Annotated in this window: 14 protein-coding genes; 6 read left to right on the top strand and 8 right to left on the bottom strand. The window is 49.3% G+C overall.

What is annotated here, in order from left to right:
* Positions 1-15 precede the first annotated feature (15 nt).
* The 8 genes from ACMXYU_RS00335 to ACMXYU_RS00370 form a co-directional block, all read right to left on the bottom strand.
* Positions 16-1,704, bottom strand: a complete 1,689-nt coding sequence (locus ACMXYU_RS00335) for an AMP-binding protein (protein ID WP_415899670.1) — start codon at positions 1,702-1,704, stop codon at positions 16-18.
* 57 nt (positions 1,705-1,761) lie between these two features.
* Positions 1,762-2,343, bottom strand: coding sequence for a peroxidase-related enzyme (locus ACMXYU_RS00340; protein WP_415899671.1), 582 nt, complete (start codon positions 2,341-2,343; stop codon positions 1,762-1,764).
* 8 nt (positions 2,344-2,351) lie between these two features.
* On the bottom strand, positions 2,352-3,263 hold the full coding sequence (locus ACMXYU_RS00345; RefSeq protein ID WP_415899672.1) for a hydroxymethylglutaryl-CoA lyase: 912 nt from the start codon (positions 3,261-3,263) through the stop codon (positions 2,352-2,354).
* A complete protein-coding gene (locus ACMXYU_RS00350; RefSeq protein ID WP_415899674.1) occupies positions 3,260-5,281 on the bottom strand; it encodes an acetyl/propionyl/methylcrotonyl-CoA carboxylase subunit alpha in 2,022 nt (673 codons plus the stop codon). Before ACMXYU_RS00350 ends, ACMXYU_RS00345 begins: the two co-directional genes overlap by 4 nt.
* Complete coding sequence (locus tag ACMXYU_RS00355; RefSeq protein ID WP_415899675.1) at positions 5,278-6,069, bottom strand: enoyl-CoA hydratase/isomerase family protein; 792 nt, start codon at positions 6,067-6,069, stop codon at positions 5,278-5,280. Before ACMXYU_RS00355 ends, ACMXYU_RS00350 begins: the two co-directional genes overlap by 4 nt.
* Before the next feature lie 10 nt (positions 6,070-6,079).
* A complete protein-coding gene (locus ACMXYU_RS00360; protein WP_415899676.1) occupies positions 6,080-7,687 on the bottom strand; it encodes a carboxyl transferase domain-containing protein in 1,608 nt (535 codons plus the stop codon).
* 29 nt (positions 7,688-7,716) lie between these two features.
* Positions 7,717-8,883 carry an isovaleryl-CoA dehydrogenase gene (locus ACMXYU_RS00365; RefSeq protein ID WP_415883029.1) on the bottom strand — a complete coding sequence of 389 codons (1,167 nt, stop codon included), beginning with the start codon at positions 8,881-8,883 and terminating at the stop codon, positions 7,717-7,719.
* Positions 8,884-8,954: 71 nt separating this feature from the next.
* Positions 8,955-9,362 (bottom strand): MerR family transcriptional regulator, encoded by a 408-nt coding sequence (locus tag ACMXYU_RS00370; RefSeq protein WP_415886455.1) that lies wholly within the window; start codon positions 9,360-9,362, stop codon positions 8,955-8,957.
* Positions 9,363-9,657: 295 nt separating this feature from the next.
* Here ACMXYU_RS00370 and ACMXYU_RS00375 point away from each other — a divergent pair, with 295 nt between their 5' ends.
* The 6 genes from ACMXYU_RS00375 (at position 9,658) to ACMXYU_RS00400 (ending at position 15,807) form a co-directional block, all read left to right on the top strand.
* Positions 9,658-10,473: an ABC transporter ATP-binding protein gene (locus ACMXYU_RS00375; protein WP_415899677.1), complete on the top strand. Its 816-nt coding sequence runs from the start codon at positions 9,658-9,660 to the stop codon at positions 10,471-10,473.
* Positions 10,470-11,183: an ABC transporter ATP-binding protein gene (locus ACMXYU_RS00380; protein WP_415883032.1), complete on the top strand. Its 714-nt coding sequence runs from the start codon at positions 10,470-10,472 to the stop codon at positions 11,181-11,183. The genes ACMXYU_RS00375 and ACMXYU_RS00380 overlap by 4 nt, the downstream gene beginning before the upstream one ends.
* Before the next feature lie 155 nt (positions 11,184-11,338).
* Positions 11,339-12,553, top strand: a complete 1,215-nt coding sequence (locus ACMXYU_RS00385; protein ID WP_415899678.1) for an ABC transporter substrate-binding protein — start codon at positions 11,339-11,341, stop codon at positions 12,551-12,553.
* 156 nt (positions 12,554-12,709) lie between these two features.
* Positions 12,710-13,597, top strand: a complete 888-nt coding sequence (locus ACMXYU_RS00390) for a branched-chain amino acid ABC transporter permease (protein WP_415883034.1) — start codon at positions 12,710-12,712, stop codon at positions 13,595-13,597.
* An 11-nt stretch (positions 13,598-13,608) separates the two neighbouring features.
* Entirely contained in the window at positions 13,609-14,535 is a 927-nt protein-coding gene (locus ACMXYU_RS00395) for a branched-chain amino acid ABC transporter permease (RefSeq protein ID WP_415895454.1), read from the top strand.
* A 90-nt stretch (positions 14,536-14,625) separates the two neighbouring features.
* Positions 14,626-15,807, top strand: coding sequence for a thiolase family protein (locus tag ACMXYU_RS00400; protein WP_415899680.1), 1,182 nt, complete (start codon positions 14,626-14,628; stop codon positions 15,805-15,807).
* Positions 15,808-15,867 lie beyond the last annotated feature (60 nt).

The following is a 15,867-nucleotide window of genomic DNA, read 5'->3' on the forward strand; positions in this document are numbered from 1 at the left end:
ATTCCTGTATCTAATCTAATTCTCATCGAGCCCCAGCTCTTCGATAGAGATCTCTCGCATCTTAAATTTCTGGATCTTGCCGGTGACGGTCATCGGGAAGTTTTCGACAAATTTGAAATAGCGCGGGATCTTAAAGTGACTGATCGCTCCTTGGCAGAAGCTTTTCAGCTCTTCTTCAGACACGTTGTCTGCTTGAGGTGTCAGTTTGATCCAAGCGACCAGTTCTTCGCCAAATTGTGGATCGGGTACACCGGTGACTTGAACATCGGAGATCGCAGGGTGGGTGTAGAGAAACTCTTCGATCTCTTTCGGATAGATATTTTCGCCACCGCGGATCACCATATCTTTAATACGGCCGACAATCTGCACGTAGCCTTCAGCATCCATAATGGCGAGATCGCCGGTATGCATCCAACCTTGTGGATCGATCGCATTTTGCGTGGCCTCTGGATTGTTCCAATATTTCAGCATCACGCTGTAGCCACGGGTACATAACTCACCTACTTCGCCTCTGGGCTGCACTTCACCTGTAGCTGGATCGATAATCTGGCTTTCAATATGCGGTTGGGTACGGCCTACGGTAGAGACGCGTTTATCAAACGGATCATCGGCAGCCGTCTGGGTGGATACCGGGCTGGTTTCGGTCATGCCGTAGGCGATCTGTACCTCGCGCATATGCATTTTGGTATTGACCGCTTTCATCACCTCAGCAGGACAGATTGAACCCGCCATAATGCCGGTGCGCAGGCTACTCAAGTCATATTGCTCAAACTTAGGGTGCTCCATCTCTGCGATAAACATTGTAGGGACACCAAACAAGGCGGTCGCACGCTCTTCGGCAACGGCGGTGAGGACGGATTGCGGCTCGAAACCTTCGTCAGGGTAGATCATCGCCGCACCGTGGGTGACACAGCCTAAGTTGCCCATCACCATGCCAAAACAATGGTAGAGCGGCACAGGAATAACTAAGCGATCCTGATCGGTGAACTTCATACTCTCGGCAACAAAGAAGCCGTTATTCAAAATATTGTGGTGAGAAAGCGCTGCCCCTTTCGGGAAACCGGTTGTGCCGGATGTGTACTGGATATTGATCGGGTCATGAATATCTAAGCTCGCCTGCACAGTACTCAGTTGCTCGGCACTGATCTGATCTGATTGATCTAGAAATTCCTGCCAGCACCAACTACCTGCAAATGCCTGCGAGGAGAGGCTGATCACGCCCTTGAGGTTGGGTAGCGTAGTAGAGGTTAATTGGCCGGCTTGCGCTGTTTTGAGCTCCGGCGCAAGCGCGTAAAGCATCTCCATATAGTTAGATGACTTAAAGCAAACCGCAGAGACCAGATACTTGGTGCCAGATTGGTTAAGCGCGTACTCCAATTCATGGGTGCGGTAGGCCGGATTGATGTTTACTAGAATCGCACCGATCTTTGCCGTCGCTAACTGAGTAATTGTCCATGCCGCACAGTTAGGGGACCAGATACCAACACGATCACCTTTCGAAACGCCTATCGCCAGAAATGCTCGTGCAGCCTGATCTACCTGTTGCTGTAACTGCGTGTAGGTCAGGCGAATATTCTGATGACGAACGATCAGTGCATCGTTATCTGGAAATTTTTCTGCCGTTAAATCAAATTGATCACCAATGGTGATATCCAATAAGGGCTCGGTTTTAGAGCCTTGAGTGTAACTGTGTAGATCGGACATGTTGGATAAACCTTTTCTATTTTTGTTGTTAGGTCTATGTGTATTTCAAGCTGAGTATTAACGATGCTGGCTGTGGTATTCCAGATTGGGTTGCATATCCACAGCGCTCGCGACTCGATTGGTCATGTTGTAGAAACCTGCGATGTTGGCGATATCCCAGATATCTTGATCACTAAAACCGGCATCTCTTAGCTGTTGGCGGTCATCTTCATTCATGCGGTGGGGTGATTCGGTCAGCTTGACCGAGAAATCGAGCATAGCGATGTGTCGTTCTGAGAGTTCGGCAACACGGTAGTTCATCACCAGCAGTTCACCGAGAGTTGGTTCTTGTGAGTATTCACGCACAGCAGCGCCATGAGCAACCTGACAGTAGTAGCAGGCGTTACTGGCAGAAACGGCTACCGCGATCATCTCTTTTTCCAAATTGCTGAGGCCGCTTTTGCCTAGCATTAACTCGTTATACAAGCTGGAAAATGCTTCTAACTGAGCGATGTTGTGGCTGTAAGCTTTCAGCACGTTAGGGATTAAGCCCAACTTTTCTTCGCATAAAGCGAAGTACTTCTGGAACACTTCTGGAAGTTGATCTTGTGAGGGTACAGGTAGATCTAACGCCGTAAGATGAGACGGTTGTGGATTCATGTTGTTTCTCAAATAGATGATTTAGGAGTGAGGGCTAGGGCTACTTTAGAGCCGTTACTGCGTTGCAGCTGCTGGCTGATCCAGTGGCTCACTTTGATGAGTTCGTCTAGTTGCACGCCGGTTTCAATGCCGAGACCATTGAGCATATAGAGCACATCTTCGGTGGCGACATTGCCTGATGCGCCTTGGGCATAAGGACAGCCTCCTAAGCCAGCGACAGAGGTATCGATGACACTGATCCCCTCTTCAAGCACTGCATAGATATTGGCGAGAGCTTGGCCGTAGGTGTCGTGAAAGTGTGCGGCTAATTTTGAAACGGGTATTTCTTTGGTTACGGCTTCTATCAGCCTTTTAGCCTTCAATGGTGTACCGGTGCCGATTGTGTCGCCTAGAGAGATCTCATAGCAGCCCATTTCGATCATCTCTTTACAGACAATCGCGACCTGTTCAACGGATATTTCGCCGGCATAAGGACATCCCATCACCGTGGAAACATACCCTCTAACAGGGATATTGTTGGCGTTAGCTTTTTCGATCAGCGGCGCAAACCGCTCCAAGCTTTCGGCAATCGAACAGTTAATGTTCTTTTGAGTAAACGCTTCAGAAGCGGCGGTAAATACCGCAACTTCATCAACCTCTGTGTTGAGTGCTTTATTCAAGCCAGTTAGGTTGGGGGTGAGTGCGGCATAAGTGGTGTTTGGATGACGCTGAATACCCATCATCACTGCACTGGCGTCAGCCATTTGTGGAACCCACTTAGGAGAAACAAAACTCGTGGCCTCAATATGACTTAAACCTGCATTGGACAGCGCATTGATCAGATCGATCTTAATATCAGTCGGAATAATATCGCCGGGCTCATTTTGTAAGCCATCCCGAGGTCCTACCTCGACCAACTTGACCTGCTTCGGCAATGTCATGATGCGGCTTCCTCTTCGGAAAATTCCAGCTCCAGAAGTTCCGCACCTTCTTCGACTAGATCCCCTGCGGCAAAGAAGACTTCACTGACTGTGCCTGCATGAGGAGCTGAAATACTGTGCTCCATCTTCATCGCTTCCATGATCACTAAGGCTTCGCCGGCTTGTACCGATTGCCCTTGCTCAACTAAAACCTCGACGACGACACCGTTCATGGGTGCGGTGAGAGAATGATCGGCTTTCCCTTGCTCAGAAACGTGAGTGGTTTGATGCAAACTGCATCGGGAGCTGAGGTCGTGATGAAACAGGTGAAGCTCATTACCATCGCGGAAAAAATGCATCTGTAGCTGTTGATCATCAACTTGAACCTGAAGTTGATCATCCTGCTGCGTCAGGCTGATGGCATATTGCTGCTCATCAACAGTAACGAGCTCAGTCTCTGCCCGCTGTTCGATATTTATGTCATGGATTGCTTCACCCTGCTGTAGCTGAAGGGTTCGAACAGAAGGGATATTCAAGCGCCAGTTACGTAGAGCGTTAAACGGGGAAGGGTGAGCATGACTCTCAGATTGAGCTTGAGTTTCTAACTGCCCAAACAGACTCGCCGAGATGGCGAGATAGAGTGGCTTGTCTATGACTGGCTCGGCAAAGAGCAGATCGTAGTGGCGTTCGATAAAACCAGTATCTAAGTCGAGATTTGCAAAAGGTTGTGCAGATGCTAGATCTCTTAAGAACTTCAGATTGGTTTTTAAACCGGCAATACGGTATTCCGATAAGGCTCGATTCAGACGCAAAATTGCGGCATTGCGATCTTCACCCCAAACAATCAGCTTCGCGATCATTGGGTCATAATAAGGGCTAACCTCATCACCTTCGCGGACACCACTGTCGATACGGACACAGTCGGATTCTTCGGGTGTGGATAAGTATTTTAAAGTGCCTGTCGCCGGTAGAAAATCTTGCGCAGGGTCTTCGGCGTAGATACGGGTTTCGATCGCATGCCCCTTGGCTTTGATCTGATCTTGAGTCAGCGGAAGCTTGGCACCTGCTGCGATCGCCAATTGCCACTCTACGAGGTCGACGCCGGTGACGTACTCGGTCACCGGGTGCTCCACCTGAAGACGGGTGTTCATCTCCATAAAGTAGAATGAACCGTCGGTGTCGTATAAAAACTCGACCGTACCTGCACCGACATAGTCGATGGCTTGGGCGGCGCGGACAGCCGCTTCACCCATAGCTTTGCGGGTTTCGTCCGCTAAATTAGGGGCGGGTGCTTCCTCTATGATCTTCTGGTGACGACGCTGGATAGAGCAATCGCGATCGGCGAGATAAACACCATTACAATGTTGATCACAAAAGACCTGCACTTCGATATGACGCGGTTGCTCCAAATAGCGCTCAATCAGCATATCGGGGTTAGCAAAAGAGTTTTGCGCTTCTCGCTGCGCGGCTTGTAAGGCGCTATCGAATTCATCCACAGAGCGAACCACACGCATCCCTTTACCACCACCGCCAGCCACCGCTTTTAGCAGCTGTGGATAACCGCAGTCTATCGACGCTTGTTTTAGGCGCTGTGGATCTTGATCGTCTTCATGGTAACCCGGAACCAAAGGCACATCTGCTTTAGACATAATCGCTTTGGCCGCGGACTTCGAGCCCATAGACGTGATTGCGCTGGCTGGTGGACCGATAAAGGTAATGCCGTGGCGTTCCAACTCAGTCGCAAACTCAGCATTCTCAGATAGAAAACCATAGCCTGGGTGTACCGCTTCAATTCCGGCTGTACGGCAGATCTCTAGGATCTTATCTGTACGCAGATAACTCTCAGCACTAGGTGCGGGGCCGAGTAGATAGGCTTCATCAGCCATCTGAACATGCTTAGCCTTGGCGTCTACTTCGGAGTAAACCGCAACACAGCGAATACCTAAACGCTGTGCCGTTTTGATTACACGACAAGCAATCTCACCGCGGTTAGCGATTAAGATTTTACGCGGTAGTGCCGTCGATTGTGTTTCGCTCATGACTCTACCCACTCTGGCTTTCGTTTTTCTAAAAAGGCGCTCAGACCCTCTTGGCCTTCGGGGCTGACTCTTATCTCGGCGATCCGTCTGGCTGTGTCGGTGATCAGATGAATATCTATATGACTATCACTGACTGCAGCGACTAAATGTTTGGCAGCGGCCATCGCCAAAGGGCTGTTTTTCAGCAACTGATTGATCAATTGGTGGCAGCTCTCATCGAGTAGCTCGGTTGTGGCCACGACTTGGTGAACTAGACCGTAATGATGGGCTTTGCAGGCAGAAAAGGATTCGGCGCTGATCATATAGCGTCGAGCCTGCCTTGAGCCCATTGCACGGATCACATAAGGCGAGATCACTGCGGGAATCAGACCAATTTTGACCTCACTCAGGCAGAACTGACTCTGTTCGGTGGCGATAACAAAATCACAGCATGCGGCCAAACCTACAGCACCACCGTAAGCTGCGCCTTGTACTAAACAGATCGTAGGTTTGCTGAGGATATCCAGTTGATGCATCAAAGCGGCTAACTGCTTAGCGTCATCAAAGTTGTCGTCATAGCTGTTTTTGGCCATACGCTTCATCCAGCCAAGATCGGCACCGGATGAAAAATTCTTACCTTCAGAACGCAGCACCAAAACGCGTACATCGGGGTCTTTATCGCAGGCCTCTAAATGACCTAACAATTGCGAGATGATCTGATCGTCAAAAGCGTTATGCACTTCAGGTTTGTTAATCACGAGATGCGCTACGCCTTGGGCTTTATTTAATAACACTACTGGCTTAGTCATAGTCGCCTCCTTACATCCGGAAGATGCCAAATTTACTATCTTCAATTGGCTGATTGAGGGCCGCTGATAGACTCATTGCAACCACTTCACGGGTTTGAGCCGGATCGATCACACCGTCATCCCAGAGTCGTGCACTGGCGTAATAGGGGTGACCTTGTTGCTCATATTTCTCGATAATCGGTTGCTTAAAAGTGGCCTCTTCTTCGGCGCTCCAAGTTTGGTTGTTGCGCTCAAGTTGGTCGCGTTTAACTGTGGATAAAACCCCAGCGGCTTGCTCGCCACCCATCACTGAGATTCGGGCGTTAGGCCACATCCACAGGAAGTTAGGGCTGTAACCGCGACCACACATTCCGTAGTTGCCTGCCCCAAAAGAGCCACCAATCAACACCGTGATTTTAGGTACGTTGGCACAAGCCACAGCGGTCACCATTTTGGCACCGTGTTTGGCGATCCCTTCGGATTCGGCTTTCTCGCCCACCATAAAACCGGTGACATTCTGCAAGAACAGCAGTGGAATCTTTCGCTGGCAGCAGAGTTCGATAAAGTGCGCGCCTTTTTGAGCTGAATCGCTGAATAAGATCCCGTTATTGCCGATGATGCCGACAGGATAGCCGCATATATGCGCAAAACCTGTTACTAAGGTTGTGCCAAACTGTTGCTTGAATTCATCGAAATTAGAGCCATCCACGATCCGGGCAATCACCTCGCGGACATCAAACGGTTTTTTCAGATCGGTACCGACAACACCATAGATCTCCTCTTCGTTATAAAGCGGAGGCTGCGGTGCTTGTAATTGCATGTTGGTTTGCTTAACGCGATTGCTATTGGCGATGCAGCGTCTGGCGAGTTGCAGTGCATGGGCATCGTTGTCGGCGTAGTAATCGGCTACCCCAGAGACTTTACAGTGCACGTCTGCACCACCTAGTGCTTCTGCGGTTACGACTTCACCTGTGGCAGCTTTAACCAAGGGTGGACCTGCTAGGAATATCGTACCTTGATCACGGACGATGATGGATTCATCGGCCATGGCTGGCACATAAGCGCCCCCAGCGGTGCATAACCCCATGACGACGGCAATTTGAGGGATACCTTTGGCAGACATCCGCGCTTGGTTGTAGAAGATGCGGCCGAAATGATCGCGATCGGGAAACACTTCATCCTGTTGAGGCAGGTTAGCGCCACCAGAATCAACCAAGTAGATGCAGGGCAGATTGTTCATCTCTGCGATCTCTTGCGCACGCAGATGTTTTTTTACCGTCAGTGGGAAGTAAGTACCGCCTTTGACCGTGGCATCATTGGCTACAATCATGCAGTCTTGGCCGCACACTTGGCCGATACCGGCGACGGCACCTGCTGCAGGAATGTTATCTTCGTATACCTGATAAGCCGCGAGTTGGCCTATCTCTAAAAAGGCCGAACCTGGGTCTAACAGTTGATCGATACGCTCACGCGCCAGTAACTTACCGCGTGCTCTGTGGCGCTCCTGATACTCAGGGCCACCGCCTTGTGCGATTACTGCAATTTTATCTTTTAGATCAGCCACCGCCGCGCGCATTTCGCGTTGGTTGGTTTTAAATGACTCTGCCTGTGTATTTATTGTTGTGTGCAGAACAGCCATAGATAGCCTCCTAGTCGCCTGTTGATGGCTTACTTATTCATAAACAGCTCACGACCGATAAGCATTCGGCGTATCTCTGAGGTACCTGCTCCTATCTCGTAGAGCTTGGCATCACGGAGTAAACGACCGGTTGGAAATTCATTGATATAACCGTTACCGCCCAAGAGCTGGATCGCATCCAGTGCCATTTTGGTTGCGGTTTCGGCGGTATAGAGGATCACCCCCGCGCAATCTTTTCGGCTGGGTTCTCCGCGCATCGCTGCTTGGGCAACGCTGTAGGTGTAGGCCTTGCTGGTGTTCATTAGGGTGTACATATCGGCGATCTTGCCTTGTACGAGTTCGAACTCGCCGATCGCTTGGCCAAACTGATTTCGATCACGAATGTAAGGGACTGCGATATCCATCGCCGCAGCCATAATCCCCAAAGGACCACCGGCTAACACTAAGCGCTCGTAATCCAAACCGCTCATCAATACGCGGGTACCACCGTTGAGTTCACCTAAAATGTTCTCTTTCGGTACTGGGCAATCTTCGAAGACCAGTTCACAGGTGTTTGAACCCCGCATCCCGAGCTTGTCGAGCTTCTGGTGACGGGAGAAACCTGGGTAATCTCGTTCGACAATAAATGCGGTAATCCCTTTAGCGCCTGCGTTTGGTTCGGTCTTGGCGTAGATTACATAGGTGTTGGCGTCGGGACCATTGGTGATCCACATCTTGTTGCCGTTCAGCAGGTAGTGATCGCCATTGTCGCGGGCATGCAGTTTCATGGAGACCACATCAGAACCCGCATTGGGCTCGGACATAGCCAATGCACCGACATGTTCACCGCTGATCAATTTCGGCAGATATTTTTGCTTTTGCTCTTCGGTACCGTTGCGATGAATCTGGTTAACACACAGATTGGAGTGAGCACCGTAAGACAGGGCAACGGACGCGGAGGCACGGCTGATCTCTTCCATGGCGATCACATGAGCTAAATAGCCCATATCGACACCGCCATATTCCTCTTTAGCCGTGATACCGAGTAGCCCCATATCACCGAACTTGCGCCATAGATCCTGAGGAAACTCATTATCCTTGTCGATCTGTTCTGCTCTTGGCGCTATCTCTTGTGCAGCAAAATGGTTTATTTGCTCACGCAACATATCTAATGTTTCACCAAGGCCAAAATTCAGGCTGGAATACTGTGAGATCATAGTCGTACCCTTGTTACCGGCGTGTCGATTTATCCACAGATCACTTAAGGATCAAGTAAAGGCTTAATCGATTAACCGGCTCTTTGTTGTTTTTGTTTTAGTTCGAGCAATGTTTCATGGCAGCGGAGTTCTGCGTTATCTAACTCCTGCTGCAAAATCGCGATATCTTGAAGCTGCTGTTCCAGCTCCGAGCGTTTTTCATTAATTTTTTCCAACAGCAGAGTTAGCTGCTTTTCACTTCCTGTCAGCGTTTCATCCCACAGCGCAAAAAGCTCCCGGGTTTCCGCTAGTGAGAACCCGAGACGTTTACCGCGCAGTATCAGCTTTAAACGCACGCGATCTTGTGTGCTGTAGATACGTGTTTGCCCGCGTCGTGTCGGAAAGAGCAGCTGCTGATCCTCATAGAAACGGATGCTTCGCGTGGTTAACGCGAACTCTTTCGCTAGCTCGCTGATGGAATAAGTCTGTTTGCTATTCATAAAAATCCGCTGTTTTTAACTCTTTACAGGTTAAGCAAAGTTTACGTTCACGTAAAGGTCAATAAAGGAATTCCTGTATTTTTGTAAATATTTTAACCGCTTTTGTAAGTTGCTGAAAAATATAAACTAAATCGTAAATATATCGTTTTTTGCAGTGCGACTACGACTAAAGTTGTACTGGATTTTATGTAGGGGTAATTGCTAGTTTGGGCGACAGCTTATCAGCATTTAGCCGTATTTTTAGGTTGTTGCGCTGGTTAAATAAAAATAAAAAACAGCGAGGATCAGAGTCTGCATGAGTGTCGATTATGTACTGCAAACCTCAGATTTGATTAAAGAGTTTAAAGGCTTTACTGCGGTAGATAAGGTCAACTTGAACGTCGAGCGTGGCAGCATTCACGCCTTGATCGGGCCTAATGGTGCCGGTAAGACGACCGTGTTTAATTTGTTGACCAAATTTTTAATCCCAACGTCCGGTCAAATTCTTTTTAATGGCGAAGATATCACCCAGATGCGTTCCGCCGAGATCGCACGTAAAGGGGTGATCCGTTCTTTCCAGATCTCTGCGGTGTTTCCACATCTAACGGTGTTGGAGAACGTCCGTATTGCCCTTCAACGCAAAGAGGGCAACAGCTTTCATTTTTGGAAGTCTGACAAAGTCTTAGACAAGCTTAATGGCCGTGCGATGGAGTTGCTGGAGTCGGTAGGTCTTCAAGACCATGCGAACTCCGTGACCGTCGATCAGCCTTATGGTCGTAAACGTGCTTTGGAGATCGCAACCACATTAGCCCTAGATCCAGAACTGATGTTATTGGATGAACCAACTCAGGGTATGGGCCATGAAGATGTTGAAGTGGTGTCGGACCTGATCAAACAGGTTTCCAAAGATCGCACCATTTTGATGGTTGAGCACAACCTGCATGTAGTTTCCAAACTGGCGGACCGTATCTCTGTTCTGCAGCGTGGCGCGATTCTTACCGAAGGTGATTACGCCACGGTATCAGCCGATCCACGTGTTAAGGAAGCTTACCTTGGTGTTGCTGCGGATGAAGAGACTGAAGCTGCTAAGCCTGCTGAAACATCCCCTGAAAAAGAGGAGGTTGTGGCATGAGCTTAGGTGGCAATGAAAAACTCCGTATCAGTGACCTGCACTCTTTCTACGGTGAATCTCATATTCTGCACGGCATCGATATGCATGTGATGCAGGGTGAGCTAGTCACCCTATTGGGACGCAATGGTTCAGGCCGTTCAACTACGTTGCGTTCGATCATGAATATGGTGGGCCGTCGTAGTGGCAGCATCAACGTCAATGGTCGCGAAACCATCGATATGCCGGCGCACAAAATCGCCCATTTAGGCATGGGTTTCTGTCCGGAAGAGCGCGGTATTTTTTCCAGTTTAAACGTGGAAGAAAACCTGATGCTGCCGCCGACTGTGCGCAGTGACGGCATGAGTGTAGAAGAGATCTATGAAATCTTCCCCAACCTTTACGAACGCCGAACCAGCCAAGGCACACGCCTATCCGGGGGTGAACAGCAGATGCTGGCCTTAGCGCGTATCTTGCGTTCGGGCGCAAATATCTTGTTGCTAGACGAGATCACCGAAGGTCTGGCACCGGTGATTGTGCAGAAGTTGGGTGAGGTTCTAACCAAGTTAAAAGAACGCGGATTGACCATCTTGTTGGTAGAGCAGAACTTCCGTTTTGCGGCACCGATTGCGGATCGTCATTACGTGATGGAACACGGTCATATCGTGGAAGAAGTTCACAAACACGAGCTGACTGAAAAAACAGAATTACTAAACACCTATTTGGGTGTTTAACAGCCTTGAGGAGCCTATGAATAAGCCTTTTACAGGCCTGCGCTTAGGTTCCTGAATGTCCAGAGGCTAAGTGAATGACCCGAAGATGTGCTGGGTTAAACCACAAAGCATCAAACTTTGAATAAAAATAAAAAACTCTATCGGGAGAAAATGCGATGAAATCAATGAAGAAATCTCTGCTGACAGCGGCAATTGCCTCTACATTCGCAGTAACAGGGGTGCAAGCGGCAGGTGTATCAGACGACAAAGTCAAAATCGGTGTACTAGCCGATATGGGCGGTGTTTATGCTGATATCTGTGGTGCAGGCTGTGTTACAGCAGTAGAGATGGCGGTTGAAGATTTTGGCGGTACGGTACTAGGTAAACCAATTGAAGTGGTAAGTGCCGACGACCAGAACAAACCAGATATCGGTTCTGCAAAAGCGCGTGAATGGGTAGAAAGCCAAGGCGTTGATGCGGTTACAGGTCTGGTAGCTTCTTCAGTAACGGGTGCGGTAACTAAAGTGCTAACAGACAACAAAAAAGTTGCACTGATCGCTACTTCTGCATCTCATGCGTTCACCACTAAGGCGTGCTCACCTTACAACGCTCACTGGACTTACAACGTAGTTGCGCTAGCTAACGGTACGGTAAAACCGATGGTAGCTGCAGGTAAGAAGAAGTGGTTCTTCATCACCGCGGATTACGCTTTCGGTCATGCCCTAGAGAAAGTAGCAACTGGCGTAATTAACTCTAACGGCGGTGAAGTGGTAGGCGCCGTGCGTGCTCCACTAGGTACAACCGACTTCTCCTCTTACGTTCTTCAGGCGCAATCTTCTGGCGCAGACGTAGTGGCGCTAGCCAATGCTGGTGCTGATTTCGTTAACTCCCTAAAAACAGCAGCTGAGTTCGGTCTAACTGAAACAACTGATGTTGCAGGTTTGTTGGTATTTACTCACAACGCGAAAGCGCTAGATCCAGAAATCTCTGGCGGTATGAAACTAACAACAGGTTTCTACTGGGATATGGATGATGAAACACGTGCTTGGTCTAAACGCTTTAAAGAGCGTCACGGCTCTATCCCAGCAATGGGTCAGGCAGGTGCTTACTCTATGACGATGCACTACCTAAACGCGATCAAAGAAGCGGGTACGGATGATGCTGATGCGGTAATGGCGAAGATGAAGGCGAACAAGCCGAACGATTTCTTCGCGCGTAATGCTCATCTACGTGCGGATGGTCGTATGGTGCATGACATGTATCAGGTGCGTATCAAGACATCCGAAGAGCGTAAAAACGAAGACGATATCTTCGCAATTGAGCAGGTTATCCCAGGTGAAGAAGCATTTGGTCCGATGTTGGATCAATGTAACTTCCTGGCTGCCAAATAAGGCGCTTGTATGACGAGAGAGGCGGCTTTCGCCTCTCTCACAGTAAGTCAGAGTTTTGAGCTATTCGTAGTTCTATATAGCTCTCTTAGCGGATTGTAAGTACCGGTTAGCTACAAATGTATCTGTAGCGCAGTTGCCGGTTAGGGGTGGAGAGTTATGGCAACATTCCTCGATATAAATCTCTTTGGCCTGTTTGGTCAATTGCTGGTGGGCCTGATTAACGGCTCATTCTATGCATTACTCAGTCTGGGTTTAGCAATTATTTTCGGACTGTTAAAAATCATTAACTTCGCGCAGGGCGCGCTCTACATGCTGGGTGCTTTCTTTGCGTGGATGGCCCTCAACTATATGGGCATTAACTATTGGGTCGCGCTAATTCTCGTCCCGATCGCCGTGGGCTTTATCGGCATTTTGATGGAGCGTTTTCTGCTGCGTCCAATTGCCAATGAGGATCACCTCTACAGTTTGCTGCTGACCTTTGGTTTAGCGCTAATTCTTCAGGGGGCGTTTACTCACCTGTTCGGTTCCTCGGGCATGTCCTACGCGATTCCAGAAGAGCTGAAAGGCGGTAACCGTCTGCCATTTATGTATCTGCCAAATTATCGTGCTTGGATCATTATCGCGTCGATCATTGTCTGCGCCGGTACTTGGTACATGATCGAGAAAACAAAGCTGGGTGCTTACCTGCGTGCAGGTACTGAGAACCCGCAGTTGATGCAGGCATTTGGTATCAACGTACCTTTGATTGTCACTCTGACCTTTGGTTTTGGTGTCGGCTTAGCTGGCTTTGCCGGTGTCATGGCTGCGCCTGTGTATTCGGTTTCACCCGATATGGGTTCCAACATGCTGATTGTGGTATTCGCCATCGTGGTAATTGGCGGTATGGGATCGATCGGTGGCGCAATCCTGACCGGTTTAGGTATGGGGGTTGTCGAAGGCCTGACTAAGTACTTTTACCCCGAAGCCTCGACCACCGTTATTTTTGCGGTGATGGTGATTGTATTGCTAACCAAGCCTGCGGGCTTATTTGGTAAAGAAGCCTAGGAGACGTGACGATGAAAATAAGTAAAACAATGATTGCACTGGTCGTCCTTGGATTGATTGCTCCTTACGTGCTTTACCCTGTGTTTGTTATGAAAGTGCTTTGTTTCGCACTGTTCGCTTGCGCATTTAACCTGTTGTTGGGTTATGTGGGTTTGCTCTCTTTCGGCCACGCAGCGTTCTTAGGAACCGGTGGCTACATTACCGGATATTTGATGATGGAAACCGGTGTTACACCCGAGCTAGGGGTGTTGGGTGGAACCATAGCCGCTGCTTTACTGGGTGCGGTGTATGGCAAGTTGGCGGTGAAACGTGAAGGTATTTACTTTGCCATGGTTACACTGGCGTTAGCGCAATTAGCCTTCTTCGTTTACCTCCAAGCACCGTTTACCGGTGGTGAAGATGGCATGCAGGGCGTTCCGCGCGGACATCTGTTCGGGTTTATCGACCTGAGCGATAACATGAGTATGTATTACTTCGTGTTTGCCATCTTCCTGTTTGGTTTCTGGTTGGTAAATCGCACGATCCACTCTCCGTTTGGTCAAATCCTTAAAGCGATCCGTGAAAACGAAGCGCGTGCGGTATCCCTTGGTTACAACGTTAATGACTACAAATGGGCAGCATTTGTGATCTCGGCTGCACTAGCAGGTCTCGCCGGTTCGACGAAAACCTTGGTGTTCCAGCTGGCTTCGCTGACCGATGCTCATTGGCATATGTCGGGTGAGGTGGTGTTGATGACCTTGCTAGGCGGTATGGGCACGATCTTTGGTCCAATCGTAGGTGCTGGTGCGGTTGTAACTATTCAGAACTACTTGTCCGGTGGTGAGTTGGGTAACTACATCCACATCATCATGGGCTTTATCTTCGTGATCTGCGTACTAGCGTTCCGTAGCGGTATTGTTGGTGAAGTGCAGAAATTCATGAAAAAGAACTTTAGCTAAACTTAAACCAAAGGGGATTTATACGATCCCCTTTTTTGTCTCTACAAGTTGACGTTAACGTCAATATTAGAAAGTTATGAAGGTGGAAATATGAGTCAGGATGCAGTCGTTATTGTAAGTGCCGCGCGTACCCCGATGGGTGGCATGATGGGATCGTTAAGCGATGTTCGCGCTCCCGATCTATGTGCTACTGCGATTAAAGCTGCAATTGAGCGTGCGGGGGTTGCTGCGGATGAAGTCGATGAAGTGGTGATGGGCTGTGTTTTGCCTGCTGGTTTAGGTCAGGCGCCTGCTCGACAAGCATCACGTGCTGCAGGTATTCCTGATGCTGCCGGTTGTACCACGATCAACAAGATGTGTGGCTCCGGTATGAAGGCGGTGATGTTGGCTCATGATCAGATTTTAGCTGGCTCGGCTTCTATCATGGTCGCTGGTGGTATGGAGAATATGAGTCAGTCACCGTATCTATTGCCAAAAGCCCGTGAAGGCATGCGTATGGGCCACGGTAAGGTGATCGATCATATGTTCTTTGACGGCTTAGAGGATGCTTATGAAGGCGGCTTAATGGGCTCGTTTGCACAAAAGAGTGCAGACGACTTCAACGTCACTCGTGAAGAGATGGACGACTTTGCGATCGGTTCTTTAGAAAAAGCGATTGCTGCAATTGAAGCCGGTGAGTTTGTCGAAGAGATCGCGCCGGTGACGATTAAAACCCGTAAAGGCGAAGTGCTTGTCGATACAGATGAACAGCCAGGCAATGCTCGGATCGATAAAATCCGTAGCCTAAAACCGGCCTTCAAAAAAGATGGCACGGTGACTGCGGCCAACTCCAGCTCGATCTCCGATGGCGGTTCAGCGCTGTTGCTAATGAAAGAGTCTGAGGCAAAAGCCCGTGGTCTATCTCCGCTAGCTAAAATCGTGTCTCACTCCACACATGCACAGCTGCCTGCTGAATTTACCATTGCACCGATCGGTTCGATCCAGAAAGCGTTGGATAAAGCGGGCTGGTCGAAAGAGGACGTAGATCTATTTGAGATCAACGAAGCCTTTGCTGTGGTCTCTATGCTGGCGATCACCGAACTCGGTCTCGATGCTGACAAAGTGAATGTTCGTGGTGGTGCGTGTGCACTGGGTCACCCGATCGGCTCAAGTGGCTCCCGCATTATGGTGACATTGCTGCATGCGCTGAAACAGAAAGGCCTGAAGCGCGGTATCGCCTCGCTTTGTATTGGTGGTGGCGAAGCGACAGCGGTCGCGGTTGAGATGCTTTAATCACTGCTTAACATCTTAGCCATTGGTGCAATACGCTTCGCTATTGCACCTTACCTATTG

Source organism: Neptuniibacter sp. QD48_11 (assembly GCF_047778095.1).
Classification (GTDB): Bacteria; Pseudomonadota; Gammaproteobacteria; order Pseudomonadales; family Balneatricaceae; genus Neptuniibacter.